The sequence below is a fragment of the Pseudomonas migulae genome (genome assembly GCF_024169315.1).
GTDB classification, from domain to species: Bacteria; Pseudomonadota; Gammaproteobacteria; order Pseudomonadales; family Pseudomonadaceae; genus Aquipseudomonas; species Aquipseudomonas migulae_B.
In genome coordinates, this window is the sequence record NZ_JALJWR010000001.1 from 2,961,803 (window position 1) to 2,980,677 (window position 18,875).

Here is an 18,875-nt window from a genome sequence, read left to right on the forward strand (position 1 = left end):
CCACCATGCAATACAACGCCTCATATCAGTCCTCGATCAACGAACGGGCGAACGCATTGGTCGCCGGTTGCATCAGGTACTGCAAGAGCGTGCGTGCGCCGGTATTGATCAGCACCTCGGCCGGCATTCCCGGTACCAGAGCCAGATCGCCCAAGGCCTTGCGGCCTTCATCGGTGACGGCCACACGCGCCAGGTAATAAGCCGTGCCGGTGTCCTTGTTGGTCAAGCGGTCAGCCGAAATCTGGATCAGCCGCCCGCTGATCACGGGCGTGGTACTGCTTTTAAAGGCACTGAAGCGTATGTCCACCGGACGCCCCACGGAAATCCGGTCGATGTCGATCGGTGAGACCTGGGCCTCGACGATCAGCTCTTCGCTGGCGGGGACGATATCCAGTAAAGGAGTTCCGGGACTGATCACACCGCCGAGGGTGTGTACGGTCATGCCCATGATCATCCCCGATTCCGGAGCGAGAATCTCGGTGCGTTGGTCGCGGTCCTGCACGGAGGAGAGTCGTTCGCGCAGGTCATAGACTTTGGTGCGCGCCTCACCCAGTTGCCCTGCCACCTCGGAAGCGAAGGTCTTTTTCAGTTGCAGAATCTTCAGTTTGGCCTCGCCTATCTGCACTGACGCCCGGGCACTTTCCGACTGTTGCTCGGCCACTTCAGCCTGCAGGCGCGAGAGGCTGCGTTCCTGTTCGCGCAGGCGTTGCTTGTCGACGTAGCCATCGGCCAACAGCGCGCGCAGATCGACTATTTCTTCCTCGTAGGAGCTAGCCAGGGTCTGCTTGCTGGCGATGATCGCCTTGAAGCCGCGGATCTGCTGCTCGATCTGCCCGATGGCCTGTTCCTGCAGACCTATTTCACCCAGCAGCGAAGTACGTCGGGTCTGGAAGATTCGCGCCTCGCTGTCGTGGGCTTCACGTACCCGCGGATCTTCAGCGTTGAGGCCTGGGACCGCTTTCGGTTCCGATAACCCATCGCGCTCGGCTACCAGGCGCGCTTCCAGTTCAAGTGCGGCAACCAGTTGGCTACGCATCATTTCCATCTCGGAGCGGGCCTGGGTGTTGTCCAGCACCAGAAGGATATCGCCGGTTTTCACCTGGTCGCCGTCATGGACGCGCAATTCACGAACGATACCGCCCTCCAGATGTTGCACGGTCTTGCGGTAGCTCTTGACCGTGACTACCCCAGGCGCCAACGCAGCGCTACCGAGGGGCGCGAGTGTCGCCCAGCCACCGAACAGGCCAAAGGTCAGCAGCAGAATAAGGTAGCCGACGCGGCGGGTCGGCCGGTCATCGACAGGCAGGTCGGATGAATCAGTAGATAAGGGTGTGGGGTTTTGCATAGCGTGGTATTTCTACACTTTATTGTTGCGCGGAGGTGGGTTCCGCGTTTGCGGCGGCCTGTTGCGTATTTTGCAGCTTGGCCCAGACCTGTTTCAGCGGTCCGTACATGGCCAGATCGCCGTTGTTCAAGACCAGCAGCTTGTCGACATGGGCCAAGACATTGGGGCGGTGCGTAATCACAAACACCGTGGCACCACTTTGCTTGAGCTTGTGCAGCGCTTGGGCAAGCATTTTTTCGCCGATGTCGTCCAGGTTTGAGTTGGGCTCGTCTAGCACCACCAGCCGTGGCTGGCGGTAAAGCGCCCGGGCCAGCCCGATTCGCTGGCGTTGACCGCCGGACAGCCCGCCACCATTGGCGCCTATCACGGTGTCGTAGCCCTCGGGCAGTTGCAGTACCAGTTCATGCACGCCGGCCATGCGTGCCGCCGCCACTACGGCTTGCGCATCCAGCGAGGCAAAACGCGAGATGTTCTCGCTGATGGTGCCTTCGAATAGCTCGATGTCCTGAGGCAAGTAACCGATGTGCGGGCCCAGCTCGTCACGCCGCCATTGTGTGATATCCGCTCCGTCCAGGCGTACGCTGCCGGCTATGGGCGGCCAGATACCCAGCAGAGCCCTGGCCAGGGTGGACTTGCCCGAGCCACTTGGACCGATGATGCCCACCGATTCGCCCGCCGCCACATCAAAGGTCAGGCCACGGATGATCGCTTTGCGGCTTTCCGGTGGTGCCACCGACAGATTCTGCACGCTCACCGCCCCTTGTGGGGCCGGAAGAGACATGCGCTGAGGTTCGGCGGAAATTTTTTCCAGTAGCTCATGCAGGCGATCGTATTGCGAACGCGCGCCGATAAAACCCTTCCAGGCGCCGATCAACTGATCGATCGGCGCAAGGGCCCGGCCTAGCAGGATCGAGCCGGCGATCATCAAACCTGAGGAAATCTCGTGCTGGATGGCCAGATAGGCGCCAAGGCCCAGCACCAGTGACTGGACGATCTGACGGAAAGTCTTGGAAATCGCCGAGATCGCGCCCGCTCGATCACTGGCCGTACTTTGCAAGGACAGCACCTTGTGAACCCGGACACTCCAGCGCTGGCGCAACTGCCCAAGCATGCCCATGGATTCGACAACTTCAGCATTGCGCAGGCTTTTGTTGGTAAAGGTGGTGGCGGCCATATGCTCACGGTTGGCGGCATGCAGCGGACTATTGGTGAGCTTGTCGTTGATGTACGCAAGCCCCACAAGCAGCAGAGCGCTGATCACACCCAACCAGCCATACCAAGGGTGGAAAATGAACATTACCGCCAGGTAGATGGGAATCCATGGTGTATCGAAGAAGGCGAACAGGCCGTTGCCGGTGAGGAACTGACGCAGGTTGCTCAGATCGCTCAGCGGCTGTGCCGAAGCGTTCATGCCTCCGGTGTTGAGTGCCTGCTTGAAACTGGCATCAAACAGGCGCTGGCCCAGCAGTGTTTCAAGGCGTGTGCTGATGCGCACCATGATCCGTGAGCGCACCCATTCCAGCCCGCCGAGCGTGATCATCAACAACAGCATGATCAGGGTCAGCATCAGCAAGGTCGACAAGCTGCCGCTGCCTACCGCGCGGTCATAGACCTGAAGCATGTAGAAGGAGGGAACCAGCATCAGCAGATTGACGAAGAAGCTGAAGAAACCAACGGAAAGAAAGCTGCCTTTGCAAACCGCTAGGGCATTTTCCAGTTCGGTCCTGGGAGGGGCTGACATAGTCCATTACCTGAGACCCGCGTAGCGAGCCGGAAAAATTCGTTATCCGCGAAGGGCAGACGGGCCTTCGTGGTGGGAAAAATGTGTACCTTTCACTGCTTTCAGGGCATGCACCGAGTCGCTGTAAAGATCCAAAACCATGTTGTCTGCGTTCACGCTTGAATCGGTGGCGATGTCGATCATTTTGTTATCGGCATCGGTGACGCAATCTTCAGCTTCAGAGCTCAAAACATTACTGCCAGTTGTATGACCACTCTTTATGGTCGCCATTTTTTGCTTTTTTAATAGAGGACGCATGAACCGTGGAGAGTTAAAACAACATTTCAATGCACAGTCAGGCATTAAGGAAATACTGAAAACAAGGTTTCTGGTGTTATACAACGCTATTTTTATCGAGTGGTTTTATTGTCAAAACAATAATTCCAACAAGAAAAAAAATTTACCGATGCTGGCAGCCTGGCATCCCGCGCGGCGAGCATATCTGCTTGTCGAGAAAAAAAATACCTGCCCGGTGAAAAGCGTGCAGCCATAGTAAAATGGCTAATTGCCATTAGCTTGCCGCCTTGCTATAACGTTGTAATTTTAGCAGTCGATATAAACTGTCATTCGCGCTCGCGCGAACATGACAGTGGTCATCCCCCTCCAACAACGCCACGGCCAAAAACGCCGCATCTCGCTATGAAAAGGAAAGGATTATGAGCACTCCGACCCAAGTCCCGGGAAATCAAACGGATTATAGCTTCAGTGATGACGGTGAAAACATAGTAGTAACGGACAACGAAGGAACTGTTATCCATAGTGTCGACGGCGACAACGGTGAGCGGGTTCTGGAATTTACCGATGGCAGCACGCTGACGGCTACGCGTGAAATCGAAACAAAAACGGCTGGCAACGGTGCCGAAAGCCCAAATGTGATAGCGCTCAGCGACGGTGGATATGTCATTTCCTGGGCATTGAGCAACGTCGACTTTGAAGGCATCGTGGTCAAGCGTTACTCTGCCAATGGCGAGATGTTGCAACGCACTAATATTTCAACACCAGACGCGGATGATCCTTCTGTCACTGCGTTGGCCAATGGTCAGTTCATTGTGTCCTGGACTTCGGAAAACGACGCCACTCACGTCTCTACCGTGTACACCCAGTCGTTCGGCACTAATGGCGTCGCCAGTGGCAGCGCTGTGAAAGTTGCGAGCGCCGCTTTCGAACTGGAGGACGCACAAGTCACGGTACTGGCCGACAACAAGTACATCGTGACCTGGGGTGAAACCCATGAACATGCATCGGGTGACGAACGGCTCGACCTTTCCGATATCAAGGCCGTCGTTTACACCAACGGCAAGCCGGGCGCGGTGCAAACCCTGACCAAGGGCAACGAAGCCCTGGGCGAAGCCGACGATATCACCGTGCTGCCGACGGGCGATGGCGGGTACTGGCTGACCTATACCACCCAGCATTTTTCTGCGGATAACGGGACATTCGACTCCAAGTTCCAGATCAGCCAGATTGACGCCAACGGCAAGGTCGTCGCGAATTCGACTCAGACTCTGGACAGTCTGGTCAGCAACTTCGGATACGCCTCCTACTTCGACATCACTCCCGTCACCGACGGTTATGTACTCAGCCGTGTTGACCAAGGCACGGGCGGTATGGATCGGGTGATCATCACCCAGCTCTACGACAAGAATTTCTCCCCTGTGGGAGACCCGGTTGAAGTCGGCAGCAACCTCTCGATCAACGGCGCGGCAATCACTTCGCTGCCGGACGGTGGTTATGTCCTGGCCTGGAACGAATTCGCCCAGGGTAGCGCCGGTGTTTACATTCAGCGCTTCGGTGCCGACGGCACCAAGACCGATCTCTCGCCGGTGCTGGTGGCCACCGCCGATACTGACGAACAATTGATGGACACCCCGGTCGTCACAGTGCGTACCTCAGGTACCGTCGTGGTCAGTTGGGAAAGCGTCAAAAGCGGAAGCGGTTTTGAAGTCCACGTGCAAAAGGTCACGGCCGATAACCTGCTGGTGGGCTCCAGCACCACGGTGATCAGCGGAGACGCACACGACAATACCTTGAACTGGAGTGGCACCGACGACGTCACCCTCGACGGTGGCGACGGTGTAGATACTGCAGGTTTGTCGGGCCAGTCCGGCTACAGTTTTACTCAGGACAGCCAAGGCAATGTAGTGGTGCATGGCAACCAGGACACAACACTGGTCGGCATTGAAAAAGTAGTCTTCGGCGACGGCACGACCATCGGCGTCAACGATGGGAAGTTCGACAACGAAGCCGGGAGTGTGGTCTCCATGGAACCGGCATCCACGCTGTTGAGCGATGGCAGCTATGCGGTGGTTTGGGAGGAAGCCGGGCAGCTTCATCTGCAGCAGTTTGGCCAGAACCATGAGCTGCTCAACGACCGTTTACTGGAAGGCATCAGTGGCCGTAATCCGGTGATCGCTGCGACCAACGACGGCGGTTACGTGATCGGTTGGACGACTGTCGGTAACAAGCTCGAGGTCCAGGCGTTCAACGCTGATGGTGCCGCCACCGGTTCCCTGATCAGCCTGTCGCCGCAAGACAGCGACGAACCCAATGTTCACTTCGAGGACATCGCGGTTACCGTTCTGACCAATGGCAACTATGTGGTGACCTGGGCAGAGGAGATGAATGGCTCCAGCGGCTCAAGCTCTTCGCCGTTTTACGCCTCCGAACTGTACATGCAGATGTTCAACGGCGACACCCACGCGCCAATCGGCGGAATGGTCAAGGTCGATACCAAAGTCAAGGACGCCGCGATCTTCGCCGAAGAACCCAGCATCACCAGCCTGAAAGATGGCGGCTTCGTCATCGTCTGGGGACGCGAAACCAAATCCGCGGGTGACGTAGACATCTACATGCAGCGCTTCAACGCCAACGGTCAAAAGGTCGGCGATGGCAGTGCAGCACCCATCAATACCAGCAAGGCCGGCGATCAGGATGGAGTGGAAGTTACCACGCTTGAAGACGGTGGCCTGGTGGTGACCTGGGTTAGCGTTACATTGAAAAACGGCGAGCCGGTTACCGGTAACGTCTACATGCAGCGTTACAACGACAAAGGGGTAAAACTGGGCGGCGAAACGCTGGTCAATACGCCCACTTCGGAAATTCAGGGCGAGCCGGCGATCACGGCACTGAAAGGTGGCGGCTACGTCATCAGTTGGGCAACTTCCGACGAAGCCGCGCACTCGGCAGACGCCAACCTGTATGCGCAGGTCTATGACAAGAATGGCGTCAAAGTCGGCAATCAGCTGCTGATCACCAGCAATGAAAACGACATGTTCCCGGTGGTCAACGCCACCCAGGACGGCGGCTTCGTGATCACGTGGGAAGTGTTGTCGTCGGATAACCTGATAGGCGATATCCATAGCCAGCGCTTCGATGAGAACGGCAACTCCACGACGCTCACTGGCGATGCCAATGACAACACCTTGATCTGGAGCGGTTCGGGTTCGGCCATTCTCAAAGGTGAAGGAGGCAACGACACCCTGACTGGTGGTGCCGGTAACGACACCCTCGACGGTGGAAACGGCAACGACATCCTCAATGGCGGCGCCGGGGCCGACACCTTGAAGGGCGGGGCGGGTGATGACACCTACGTGGTCGATAACCTCAAGGACGTGATCACCGAGAATGCCGACCAAGGCATCGATACGGTGCAGTCCTCGATCACCTTGACCCTGGGTAACAACCTGGAAAACCTGACCCTGACCGGCACCTCCGCGATCAACGGCAACGGTAACGGGCTGGACAACGTCATCACAGGCAATAGCGGCAAGAACATCCTCAGTGGCGGTGCCGGCAATGACACCCTCGATGGTGGCGCGGGTGTGGATTCGCTGATTGGCGGTACTGGCGACGACACCTACGTCGTTGACCTGGTCACCAGCGGTGTCGGCGCCAAAGCCATCGCCATACTGCAAGACACCGTCACCGAGAAGGCCGGTGAAGGCGATCACGACATCCTGAAACTGCGCGGCGATGCGCTGATCAACTTCAGCGGTACTGCGGCCGTGACCCTGGGCCTGAACCTCGAAGACCTCGACGCTTCTGCGACGGGCTCGCTGGCAATCAACCTGACCGGTAACGCCGCCGCCAACATCATCACCGGCAACGACGGCAACAACGTTCTCAATGGCGGTGCAGGCATCGATACCCTGATCGGCGGCAAAGGCAACGACACCTACGTCCTCGACAAGGTGGAAGAGCTGGCGCTGGTGACGGAAGCGGCGGATGAAGGCAACGACACCCTGCAAATTGCTTACAACAATGCGTCCAAGACCCTTGCCCAGAGCATCGATCTGAACAGCAGCAACCTGCAAAACTTCGAAAACCTCACCGTCACCGGCACCGGGCTGTTCAATCTGGTCGGCAACGACCTGGGCAACAAGCTGACCGGCAACGCGGCGCGCAACGAAATCACCGGCGGTACCGGCAATGACCTGCTCGACGGCAAAAACGGCGGCGACCTGTTGACCGGTGGCGACGGCGATGACACCTACGTGATCTACAGCAACAAGGACGTGGTGGTCGAAGCAGCCGATGGTGGCAATGACACCGTGCGTGTCGCCGCCTATACCGGCAACAGCTACACCTTGGGCGACAACATCGAAAACGCCATTATCGATTCCCTCGCGGCGATCAACCTCGTGGGCAACGGGCTCGATAACACCCTGACCGGCAACGCCGCCAACAACGTCCTGAACGGCGGTGTCGGTGCGGATACCCTGATCGGTGGCAAGGGCAACGACACCTACTTCGTCGACAACATCGGCGACAGCGTCGTCGAGCTGCTCAATGAAGGTGTCGATGCTGTCAGCGCGTCGATCGACTACACCCTGGCGACCAACGTCGAAAACCTGATCCTGACCGGGTCGGCTATCGAAGGCGTCGGCAACGAGCTGAAAAACACCATCACCGGCAACGACGAGGCCAACCTGATCGACGGCGGCGCGGGATCGGACACCCTGATCGGTGGCAAAGGCAACGACACCTACGTCGTTGACCTGGTCACCAGCGGTGTCGGCGCCAAAGCCATCGCCATACTGCAAGACACCGTCACCGAGAAGGCCGGTGAAGGCGATCACGACATCCTGAAACTGCGCGGCGATGCGCTGATCAACTTCAGCGGTACTGCGGCCGTGACCCTGGGCCTGAACCTCGAAGACCTCGACGCTTCTGCGACGGGCTCGCTGGCAATCAACCTGACCGGTAACGCCGCCGCCAACATCATCACCGGCAACGACGGCAACAACGTTCTCAATGGCGGTGCAGGCATCGATACCCTGATCGGCGGCAAAGGCAACGACACCTACGTCCTCGACAAGGTGGAAGAGCTGGCGCTGGTGACGGAAGCGGCGGATGAAGGCAACGACACCCTGCAAATTGCTTACAACAATGCGTCCAAGACCCTTGCCCAGAGCATCGATCTGAACAGCAGCAACCTGCAGAACTTCGAAAACCTCACCGTCACCGGCACCGGGCTGTTCAATCTGGTCGGCAACGACTTGGGCAACAAGCTGACCGGCAACGCGGCGCGCAACGAAATCACCGGCGGTACCGGCAATGACCTGCTCGACGGCAAAAACGGCGGCGACCTGTTGACCGGTGGCGACGGCGATGACACCTACGTGATTTACAGCAACAAGGACGTGGTGGTCGAAGCAGCCGATGGTGGCAATGACACCGTGCGTGTCGCCGCCTATACCGGCAACAGCTACACCTTGGGCGACAATATCGAAAACGCCATTATCGATTCCCTCGCGGCGATCAACCTCGTGGGCAACGGGCTCGATAACACCCTGACCGGCAACGCCGCCAACAACGTCCTGAACGGCGGTGTCGGTGCGGATACCCTGATCGGTGGCAAGGGCAACGACACCTACTTCGTCGACAACATCGGCGACAGCGTCGTCGAGCTGCTCAATGAAGGTGTCGATGCTGTCAGCGCGTCGATCGACTACACCCTGGCGGCCAACGTCGAGAACCTGATCCTGACCGGATCGGCTATCGAAGGCACCGGCAACGGGCTGAAAAACATCATCACCGGCAACGACGAGGCCAACCGGATCGACGGCGGTGCAGGTGCGGACAGCCTGATCGGTGGCAAAGGCAACGACACTTACGTCGTTGACCTGGTCACCAAAGGCGCCGGTACCAAGGCTACCGTGGCGCTGGAAGACACCATCACCGAGAAAACCGGTGAAGGCGATCGGGACACCCTGATACTGCGTATGGACAGTGATGACATCGCGGCCTTCCAGGGTACCGCTTCCGTCACCCTGGGCGCCAATCTGGAATGGCTCGATGCGCGGCAAACCGGGACGCTGAACCTCACCCTGACCGGTAACGCCGCCAACAACCTGATCTTTGGTAACGAGGGCAACAACACCCTTATCGGCGGTGCGGGAGATGACAATCTCTATGCCGGCGTGGGTGGCACCAATATCCTGATCGGCGGGACCGGCACCGACCATATGATGGGCAACACCGGGGTCGACATCTTCAAGTTCAATGCCCTCAACGAAATGGGTTTGGGTGCCAAGCAGGATGAAGTCTGGAAATTCACCACAGACGCCGATCAACCGGGGAGCGGCGACAAGCTCGACTTCTCGGCACTCAAGGGCTACAAGTTTGTGGGCGAGGCGGACGATTTCACAGGTGCGGCCAAAGAACTTCGCTACGAAACCGGCTCGGACGATCAAGGCAGCTATGTGGTGATTTACGGCAACAGCAACACCGACCACGCGGCTGATTTCTCGATCAAGCTGGTGGGCGTCACAGCATTGACCGCGGCGGATCTGGTGCTTTAAGCCAGGGCAGTCGAGAAGTCGGCAGCGCCGATGCGCTGCCGACAATCCGATAATAGGTAACCTTCCAATCCGTCCATTACCGCAAGGTAGTGGCCGGGATTGGTACCAATCCTGTCTTATATTTCTCTTACTTCCTCAGTTTTTTCGCATGTCAGATCGCCTTGCCAAGCGCCCTGTTTCCAAGCGGTGTGTGCGCTCCTGTTATTCAGGATCTGCCGCAGGCGCGGCCCTACAGGGTCATCATCAACCTATAGGAGCAAGGCTTGCCCGCGATGCAGGCGCCTCGGTCTAACTCTCTGACACTTGTGTGTCTCACTGTGTCTCCTCCCGCGGTTTCGCCCCTTCGCTTACAAACTCCCCCTTGCGCGACACAGTAGCGATACACCCCACCCGTTAAATGGCCACATCCGAGCAAGGCCCCCCGCCAGCTTCGGTTAACGCCGCACCCACGTGGCTACCTTTATCGAGCGGTTGTGTCGTGCAACCCAGGAGATTTGAAATGTCCCGTACCACCAAAAACACTATCGGTTTGCTCGGCGCGGTTTTGGCCGGTGGCATGATGTTGTCCGGTTCGGTTTTCGCTTCACAGCCTTTGACCCAGGGCTATCTGCTGGCCTCCGCCGAACAGGTGGTGAAAACCCCTGAAGGCAAATGTGGCGAAGGCAAGTGCGGCGATGCCTCAATGGCAAAAACCGACACTGATGACGACGGCAAAGTGTCCCGCGCGGAATTCCTGAAAGTGGCGCCGAAGTCGAACTTCGACAAGATCGACACCAACCATGACGGCTTCATCGACGAACAAGAGGCGTTTGATAACGTGAAAGCCAACTACGAAGCCAATGGCAAGAAAATGCCAAAAGGCTTGTTCGAACACCTGAAAGACCAAGATGGCGCGTAAATCCAAAAAGAAAAGCCGCGCCTCTCTATCGAGAAGCGCGGCTTTTTTTCGTTTGTCGAATTTTCACCCAGCGTCCGTATCAGTCAAACGTCGTCAGGATCCCCCGCCACCTGACGGCGCTGATGAATCAGGTCGACAATCTGGCACTCGGGTGTGTAGCCGTTGACCGTATCGCACAGCAGCGCGCGAACCTGCACATAGTCATCCTTCGCGACAGCCTTCAACAGCGCCGAAATCGCCAGTTTGAATTCCTCCCACGGCAGATGCTCCTCATCGGCGCGCATGATCATCGAGTGGTCAGTTGGGGATACGTTGTCACCGATCAACAACTCCTCATAGAGCTTTTCGCCGCGGCGCAGCCCGGTGAACTCGATCGCGATGTCCCCATTGGGCCGCTCTTGGCTACGCAGGGAAAGACCAGACAGATGGACCATCTTTTCCGCCAGGTCGGCGATCTTCACTGGCTGCCCCATGTCGAGCACGAACACGTCACCACCCTGGCCCATGGAGCCCGCCTGGATCACCAGTTGTGCGGCCTCGGGAATGGTCATGAAGTAGCGGGTCATGTTCGGGTGGGTCACTGTAATCGGCCCGCCATTCTTGATTTGCTCGCGAAACAGCGGGATCACCGAACCGGACGAACCCAGCACATTGCCGAATCGCACCATGGTGAACCGGGTCGCGTTGGTGCAAGGCGCCGTGAAGTGCTCGCCCAGCAACAGCGGATGGGATTCACGGCTGAGAGCCTGTAGCGTCATCTCGGCCAGGCGCTTGGTACATCCCATGACATTGGTCGGCCGCACAGCCTTGTCGGTGGAGATCAGCACGAAGTGCTCAACGCCTGCCTGCACGGCCGCCTGGGCGGTCTGCAAGGTCCCGAATACGTTGTTCAGTACGCCTTCGGCAACGTTATGCTCGACGATCGGCACATGTTTATAGGCCGCGGCGTGATAGACCGTTTTCACGCTCCAGGTGCGCATTACATCCAGCAGACGCTCACTGTTGCGAATCGAACCGAGGATCGGCACCAGTTCGACGTTCAGTCCCTTACTGTAAATCAACTTCTCCAGCTCGCTCTGAATGCTGTAGAGGTTGAATTCACTGTGCTCGAACAGGACCAGCGCCGTTGGCTTGCTGGTGAGGATTTGCCGACACAGTTCCGAACCGATGGAGCCGCCAGCACCCGTGACCATGACGACCTGACCACGGATACAGCGTTCGAAAAGCGCCTGTTGCGCCGCAACCGTGTCTCGCCCGAGCAGGTCGATGATATCGACTTCCTGAAGATCGCTGACACTGACCCGGCCACTGGCTAGGTCCATGAACCCAGGAATCGTCCGCACATGCACTGGATAAGATTCAAGCGCGACCAGAATCTCACGACGTCTGGCGCGCGAAGCCGATGGAATGGCCAGCAACACTTCAGATGCTCCGGTGTCCTCGATCAGTTGCTCGATATCCACAGACCGGTAGACCTTCAGTCCGGCGATTACCCTGTTCGCAACGCCCACGTCATCATCGATAAAGGCAACCGGGCGCATTGCCCTGTCCATCCGAAGTGCTGCAACCAATTGGTTACCGGCTGCCCCGCCGCCATAGATGGCGACTTTGGGAGCATCATCATCCTGACGCAGAAAAGGTACATGCTGGCCGGCAAGAAACCAGTCGCCGAGAAAATATTGGCGCATGAACAACCGCAGGCCGCCGATCATCAACAAGCTCAACCACCAGTAATTGATAATGAGCGAACGCGGCACCAATACGTCAGGGCGGTACAAGTAGACGTAGACAGTCAACACCAACGCCGACAAGGTCACGGCTTTGAAGATACTGAGTAGTGCGTCATTACCGAAATATCGCATCACCGCGCGATACAAGCCAAGGTGAGTAAAGATGGGTACTGCGATAACCGGCGCGGCCGCGAACAACCAGGCATAGTCCCCGAAAGGATTAACTGGCCGCTCGATTCCCAGGCGCACGACAAATGCCAGCCAGAGCGCGACCCAGACCAAAACAATATCAACCGACAACTGTAAGACGCGCTTGTAGCTACGCGACAGACTCAATAAACGCTCACGCATTACACGATTTCCCTTCGCTCGACTTCAGGCTTGCAAACCACCCTCTCACACTCACCGCTCCAGAAAGTCTTTCGCAGTCTTTGCTAATGCCCCATCTACGCCAACCGGTGGAGTCCAATTCAGCAAGGTTTTGGTTTTCTCGATATCGACCTGCAGCGAGCCACAAAGACGCTGGGACAAGGCCTTTCTCCCCAACAGTTGCGCGGTGCCGCTCAACAGCCACATCGGCAATGGCAACAAGCGCGCAGGCCGGCCCAAAGCCCGAGCCATTCGCCGTAGCAACTCGCTAGTGGACAGGTCTTCATCGTCGCTCACCAGGAAAACCTGGTTGGCAGCGGCGGGATGCTGGATACAAGTCACTATCAGGTCGACCAGATTGTCCAAGGCCACCAGGCTGCGCTTGTTGGTAATCGACCCAAACGGCAGCGGCACGCCTTTGTTCAACCAGTTCATCATGCTGAGGAAGTTGGCGCGCACACCGGGGCCATAAACCAGGACCGGGCGAACAATCACCACCTCTATACCCGTCTGTTCGGCCAAGGCCAACAACCCTAGTTCGGCTTCCAGCTTGGAAACACCGTAGGGATCCAGCGGTGCAGGCTGGTCCTGCGCGGTATAGGCATAACCTGGCTGCGTACTCTCGCCATTTACCTTAATCGAGCTGAGATAGATAAAACGCCTTACGCCGGCCTCGGCTGCCTGCCTGGCCAACTGCAAAGTGCCTTGCACGTTGGCCCGACGAAAGGCCGCCAGAGGATCGGCATCTGTCTCCGCCATCACGTGGACCCGCGCAGCGCAGTGGATCACCACTTGGATATCGGCGAGCGCAGCCTGCCAGTCAGTGTCGGACTCGAGCGAGTCGACCTGGCAAACCTGCAGATTCGAAGGTAGTTGTCCGGGCAATTGCCTATAGGCAGAACGGACTGTCACATCACGGTTTTCCAGCAATCGAGCCTGGACCCCAGAGCCTACGAAACCGCTGGCTCCGGTCAAAAGAATTTGCATCATGCTTGCATCCAGGCGTTATCCCATGCCGTTCGGTTGATACTGACAATAACAACTAATCGCCCTTAAGCCCCCCCGAGTCGCAGAACATCGGAACGCTCAATCTTCGGCATGTAATCGTCTCGGGTTTCCTGCGCGTCCGAGCCGGTTGTGACGATCGGCTCGGAGCGAGTATATCCCAAGGTGATGACTTTAAGCATCGAGCGGCTCCTCGCTGTGAACGAGTTTTAGCAACAGCTCCGTAACTCCTGCAACGTAAGCGGTCCACGAGCTACACCAACCTCCAGATGCAGCAGTCTCTTACGGTGGCATCTCTGACGAGAATTCCATGGAAGCAAGGTTTCATCGCCCCCAATCGGTTGTGCATGCGACAGCCCTTCCTGCACATGGCGTAGCCACGCGTAACGCTCCTGGCTGTTGAACTTGGAGGCCTTGGCCCAACTGTAGCTCTGCGCACTGCGGTGGCACCCATGGGCATACTTCGAAAACAGTGCACGAGTTAAGTGCACCCTCCACCTTGGGTCGCCGACAGCACTTACTAATACGACAAACCCTCAGGTAGCGAATTTAGAACGAGCATAGATCAAGGTATTATCCACGAGACAAAGCAGGAACACGTAAAGAGCAATTGAGCCGAACAATAGATAACTCTGCCCCGGCACGTAACCAAAATTCATAAATCGATACGCGATAATTTGTCCAAACAGCGAGCAAAGTATTAAATTTTTACCGCCAAATCTATAAACGAGCAGCTCCAGCAACCCCGCAGAAACCCCCAAACAAATCATGGAGAAAAACAAAAACATGTAAGAGCCAGGGTAAAAGAAAAACGCTACTATTCCAGACAACGAGACAAAATGAAACTTTGAAGTGTTTGCAAATCTGTAGGCAGACAAAATCATATTAGAATCATAAAAACTCAGTTTATTCTCGTCATAAACTTCAGCCCACCCTTGACGCCAGAGGTCCCACCCAAGGTGTGGATAACTGGATACCGCCATAACACCCTCTATACCCACCCAGCGATCCAAAAACAAAGCTGCCACACCTACAACTGACTGTTTAATTACATTTTCTTTAACATAAACAGCTTTATCAGCAGGCGTGGCGTAGTTGGATGCTTTCTGTTCTGACTCTTCCATTGCCATACGTTTTTTTAACTCAAAAAGCTCTCCGACATACGCGTGATTACGAACGTAGGTCACGCCAATAGCCGAACTGACAAACAAACCGAAAAATGCCAACAAAACAACCACAATCAGACGTTTTTTTAATCTCAACGCGCCCAGCCGCGCCTGAAAAATCGCCCCATACAGGATAGAACCCGAGTTCAGGATCATGGCACGACTCAGTTGCGACGTACTGGAAATAGCCCCTTCAAGAAACGAGTATATGACCGCGAGCCAAAAGGTCTTCTTACTTAACCTGAACTCAAAATTCAAAATAACCGCCATAGTGGCAGCCAAACCAAAGAAAAGGAGCCAAATAACCAATCTATTCAAGCCAAATGGAAGAACAGTCCTAACAACTTCGCCTCGCTGGTAAATACCTAGATATACGTTGGTAAATCCGATAAAAACAATGAAAACCAAGAACCCGCACAGTACTAACTTTCTATAATTCCCATACAACCAAAACAATCCATCCTGCGCAAAAGCGGGCAAAACTTTAGGGTAGTTAAAAATAAATCTTTCACGCAAGTAACTCGCCACGACCAGAGCAAACAGACCGCAGGACGACACTAGAGCCACCCGATCCATCGCACCGATAGATCCATCAAAAGCGCCCGCATCTACGAACTTTCCATCCATAAAAGCGAGGCGGAAAGAAAGCTTCATCCAGAATCCGAGCCAGAAAAAAACGCCAATAAATGTATCAAAAAAAATTGCGTTATCCCTAAACCCAAAATAAAGAAGAACATTAGCTACAAGGCTTAGCAAAGCATAATAAATAAGATTACCTGGGTAATTCAAAGCCCCCAATACAAACAACGTTAAGATAACCGTCACAATTATAGCTTTCAGCCATTTCGGAAACTCGCTCCAACGCATAAACCCGACTCCTTAAATTTTTTACCCTAGCCCAGTTTCAGACTTAACCACACCAGACCGTATTAGAGCATCACCGTCTTGCCGGCAGATACTAGAAAGTAGAATGCCCAACAAGAAAAAAACTATTATCCCCGAGTAAGGTTGCCGCATACCCACCTGCAGGGAGTTATCCACGAGCAACATGAACAGAGTAACAACTGTTAATCCACACAACTTATCCGACGCAAAAATCACTGCAAACCGAACCACTACTTTATAAATAGCAAATACAATGATCGCCAATAGCGGCAAGGCAGCAATGACGCCGAAGTTGTATAGAAAATCCAAATAGTAATTATATGCACTGGGAAACATCTTCCGATCTAAGAGATGAGCATGCCCCAGCAAGAACGAACTAATATTATCAATAAACCCAGTGTAATAAACCTCCCAATGGGAGGCCCGCAACTCCAAAGCGTCTCGAAAAGGTGTCAACATGAAACTCTCAGACCAATTATGCGGTAGCGCGACACTCTTACTACGAAGGAGCCCACCCCCCAACCAAAATTGAAACGCCAAAAAAACAGCAACATAAGCAAACCCACATATACGCAACGCTCTAGAAATGTCTATTCGTAAAATAAAACTTCTAGCCAAAAACAGAAAAACCCCACCAATGAAAAATGCCAATGCGATGAGTGACGCCGAAAAAGTGGCGTACACCCCCATAAAAAATGAAAGCGCTGCAAGGGCCTCCCGATACTTATTCTCCCTCCAAAAGGAGAACAACACCAGTAAGAATCCACCTACAAACACCACGGGCACATAACTAGCCCCCTGATACACACTAAATAAATACAAAGATGAAGACAAATAACGCGTATCTTCAATCACCGTGAAAGCCACCTGAAGAGGAACAATAACAATCAAAACCCAGAAAATAGACTTCGCCAGAATCAGATCCGCATCTTTTCCTGATGCATATTGCTGCCCAAGCACCAGAGCAAACATTGGAAGCATGTACTGCAGGAGCAACGTCAACTTCGACCTTTCATCGAGCCCGTAATCTGTCGCCAACAGCAAACTTGTAAGAAACATACCCACAAAAGTAAAGAAAATAAAAACGAGAGATATCCGTGCTTTAGAGAACCCCCCCAGCATCACAATACCTACATAACAAACCAATACAGATATTGGTATAGGCAGCATTGCAAACTTTACGTCGCCCGAATGAACGGTACCTTCTCCCTGATATATACCAGCCGACAATTGTAAAAATAGTGGTAAAAAAATAAAACATGCCAGCAAATAATAAACCCAACGCTCTTTGGAAAACCGAGCAAATAAAACGCCGGCTTCGCTGGAGTAAAACACTAACGACAAGATAGCACCTAGCAGGTACACCCCTGATAGCGCTTCCACCCCCAGGATGTAATACAGGAATGGCGCGCAGCCGACGAGCAATATATTCGTCAAAATATCAGCGCCGAATGTATCTTTGCCTAGAGCCCCCTGAAGTAATCGAAGACGAACCCTCTGCGCTCTGACCATGACCACCCCACCGATAAGTGAGCAGCCCACGGCGAGCCAGAAAAGAGAACTCTTTCCAGTCCAAAGTAATACATCAGGACTAAATATGGAAAGCCCGGCAAGGAGAACCCCTAATCCAAACGAAACGGCCAGCATACAATTAAGTATTCGCACCATATGCACGACACGTGAAGAGTCACCTTCATGCCGTACTAGTGTGGGACCTAGAGCAAGAGCAAATATACTACCTAGAATACCACCAAGGGCGAAGGCCGAAAAAAAATCGCCCGCGATTTCCCTTCCTACCAAGAGAATTATAAAAACCCTAATTATGTAGACGGAAGCACCTATGACCGCAGTTGAACCGAAGTTAGGCAACAACACCTTCAGGTAGTCAGTTCCTTTGGACGGCCTTTTTAATGCATCAGCGAAAATATCCCGACGCATACACCAAAACAGCGGTGATATCGCCCATAGTGTCAAAGCCGCATAGCTGGCGAAACTATCCAGGACTAGAGTCACCAGAACCAAAAGACTTAATATTCCTTGAGTAAGAAAAAACATAAAAGCGGGGATAGGCAAATGCTCCCGCTCTTGTTCGCTCAAGAATACTTCAGCTAACCATTCACATGCTCGGCGGCCTATCAGCAATAAAATCACCCACATACTTGAGGCGACTAAGCCAACGCTTAATATGACTGCAAACAGGTAAAGAGGAATCAACATAAAACAGCGTAGACGCAAGTGATAGGATGTTTTTACTTGTTCTCCGCCGCCAAGAATAAGGCTTCTGGTGTTTCCGGAAAATGCGTAAAAAAGAGCAACAGTGGCCCCATGTACAATGCCAAAATCAGCCGCCAATTCCGGTTTACCAAACAGGCTCAAGCCAATCATCACCAGCGTCAAAGCGAATGTGTTGGCCATGAAAGCGGCGGGAAAAACCAATAGACTCTTCACAAGATTTATGAATCCAATTCAATGACGCAGGGCCCTCAGCATTTACTGAAGGCAAACACGTTGATAGCGATCATACAAGAGACGCCCCCCAGAGACCATACACGCCAATCTGAAGCAAGCCGCTACCTATCTAGTTTCCGATGAAAGCCTCGTCACTTTTTTGAATCATTTCGTTGAGGCTTTCCGCTTCGAAACCCAATAGGTAGTGATCCTCGTCCTTCAGTTAGCAATTCCCTCCTATTGGCCGATCTCGCTGAGAAAATTTCGTAATGGCACACATGACACATCACATGTAAAAAATACTACCACTACCAATTGCTTACGCTGGCGGTGGGCATCCAGACCAATTCTGCTTCAGCCCAGTTGCACCTTGGCTGGTCGAAAAATCAACCGTTCACGTAGTATTTCATTGACACCCGTTTGGATAAAATATGACTTATGGCCCC

The 18,875-nt window shown here is 54.5% G+C and carries 10 protein-coding genes; 3 read left to right on the top strand and 7 right to left on the bottom strand.

Annotated elements, in window-relative coordinates; all coding sequences use genetic code 11:
* Positions 1-25 precede the first annotated feature (25 nt).
* Genes J2Y86_RS13570 through J2Y86_RS13580 form a run of 3 tightly spaced genes read right to left on the bottom strand, consistent with a single transcriptional unit; the run spans position 26 to position 3,356 of the window.
* Positions 26-1,345 (bottom strand): HlyD family type I secretion periplasmic adaptor subunit, encoded by a 1,320-nt coding sequence (locus J2Y86_RS13570; protein WP_253432117.1) that lies wholly within the window; start codon positions 1,343-1,345, stop codon positions 26-28.
* 19 nt (positions 1,346-1,364) lie between these two features.
* Positions 1,365-3,086 carry a type I secretion system permease/ATPase gene (locus J2Y86_RS13575; protein WP_253432119.1) on the bottom strand — a complete coding sequence of 574 codons (1,722 nt, stop codon included), beginning with the start codon at positions 3,084-3,086 and terminating at the stop codon, positions 1,365-1,367.
* Positions 3,087-3,128: 42 nt separating this feature from the next.
* Positions 3,129-3,356, bottom strand: a complete 228-nt coding sequence (locus tag J2Y86_RS13580; RefSeq protein ID WP_253432122.1) for a hypothetical protein — start codon at positions 3,354-3,356, stop codon at positions 3,129-3,131.
* A 25-nt stretch (positions 3,357-3,381) separates the two neighbouring features.
* Here J2Y86_RS13580 and J2Y86_RS13585 point away from each other — a divergent pair, with 25 nt between their 5' ends.
* The 3 genes from J2Y86_RS13585 to J2Y86_RS13605 all read left to right on the top strand — a co-directional run bounded on the left by J2Y86_RS13585 (position 3,382) and on the right by J2Y86_RS13605 (position 10,826).
* Positions 3,382-3,618, top strand: a complete 237-nt coding sequence (locus J2Y86_RS13585) for a hypothetical protein (protein ID WP_253432126.1) — start codon at positions 3,382-3,384, stop codon at positions 3,616-3,618.
* A gap of 163 nt (positions 3,619-3,781) precedes the next feature.
* Positions 3,782-9,928 (top strand): calcium-binding protein, encoded by a 6,147-nt coding sequence (locus J2Y86_RS30200; RefSeq protein WP_301308738.1) that lies wholly within the window; start codon positions 3,782-3,784, stop codon positions 9,926-9,928.
* A 499-nt stretch (positions 9,929-10,427) separates the two neighbouring features.
* Positions 10,428-10,826, top strand: a complete 399-nt coding sequence (locus tag J2Y86_RS13605) for an HvfA family oxazolone/thioamide-modified RiPP metallophore (RefSeq protein WP_253432129.1) — start codon at positions 10,428-10,430, stop codon at positions 10,824-10,826.
* 83 nt (positions 10,827-10,909) lie between these two features.
* On the opposite strand, the gene J2Y86_RS13610 is transcribed toward J2Y86_RS13605, so the two are convergent.
* From J2Y86_RS13610 to J2Y86_RS13625, 4 genes are all read right to left on the bottom strand, one after another.
* Positions 10,910-12,907, bottom strand: a complete 1,998-nt coding sequence (locus J2Y86_RS13610; RefSeq protein ID WP_253432132.1) for a polysaccharide biosynthesis protein — start codon at positions 12,905-12,907, stop codon at positions 10,910-10,912.
* Positions 12,908-12,958: 51 nt separating this feature from the next.
* Positions 12,959-13,915: a UDP-glucose 4-epimerase family protein gene (locus tag J2Y86_RS13615; RefSeq protein ID WP_437180661.1), complete on the bottom strand. Its 957-nt coding sequence runs from the start codon at positions 13,913-13,915 to the stop codon at positions 12,959-12,961.
* A 551-nt stretch (positions 13,916-14,466) separates the two neighbouring features.
* On the bottom strand, positions 14,467-15,963 hold the full coding sequence (locus tag J2Y86_RS13620; RefSeq protein WP_253432135.1) for a hypothetical protein: 1,497 nt from the start codon (positions 15,961-15,963) through the stop codon (positions 14,467-14,469).
* A gap of 21 nt (positions 15,964-15,984) precedes the next feature.
* Entirely contained in the window at positions 15,985-18,429 is a 2,445-nt protein-coding gene (locus J2Y86_RS13625; RefSeq protein ID WP_253432139.1) for a hypothetical protein, read from the bottom strand.
* Positions 18,430-18,875 lie beyond the last annotated feature (446 nt).

Bases quoted from the DNA above. Each gene is read 5' to 3' on its own strand.
- J2Y86_RS13570 (WP_253432117.1), bottom strand. From the start codon at position 1,345: ATGCAAAACCCCACACCCTTATCTACTGATTCATCCGACCTGCCTGTC.
- J2Y86_RS13575 (WP_253432119.1), bottom strand. From the start codon at position 3,086: ATGTCAGCCCCTCCCAGGACCGAACTGGAAAATGCCCTAGCGGTTTGC.
- J2Y86_RS13580 (WP_253432122.1), bottom strand. From the start codon at position 3,356: ATGGCGACCATAAAGAGTGGTCATACAACTGGCAGTAATGTTTTGAGC.
- J2Y86_RS13585 (WP_253432126.1), top strand. From the start codon at position 3,382: ATGAACCGTGGAGAGTTAAAACAACATTTCAATGCACAGTCAGGCATT.
- J2Y86_RS30200 (WP_301308738.1), top strand. From the start codon at position 3,782: ATGAGCACTCCGACCCAAGTCCCGGGAAATCAAACGGATTATAGCTTC.
- J2Y86_RS13605 (WP_253432129.1), top strand. From the start codon at position 10,428: ATGTCCCGTACCACCAAAAACACTATCGGTTTGCTCGGCGCGGTTTTG.
- J2Y86_RS13610 (WP_253432132.1), bottom strand. From the start codon at position 12,907: ATGCGTGAGCGTTTATTGAGTCTGTCGCGTAGCTACAAGCGCGTCTTA.
- J2Y86_RS13615 (WP_437180661.1), bottom strand. From the start codon at position 13,915: ATGATGCAAATTCTTTTGACCGGAGCCAGCGGTTTCGTAGGCTCTGGG.
- J2Y86_RS13620 (WP_253432135.1), bottom strand. From the start codon at position 15,963: ATGCGTTGGAGCGAGTTTCCGAAATGGCTGAAAGCTATAATTGTGACG.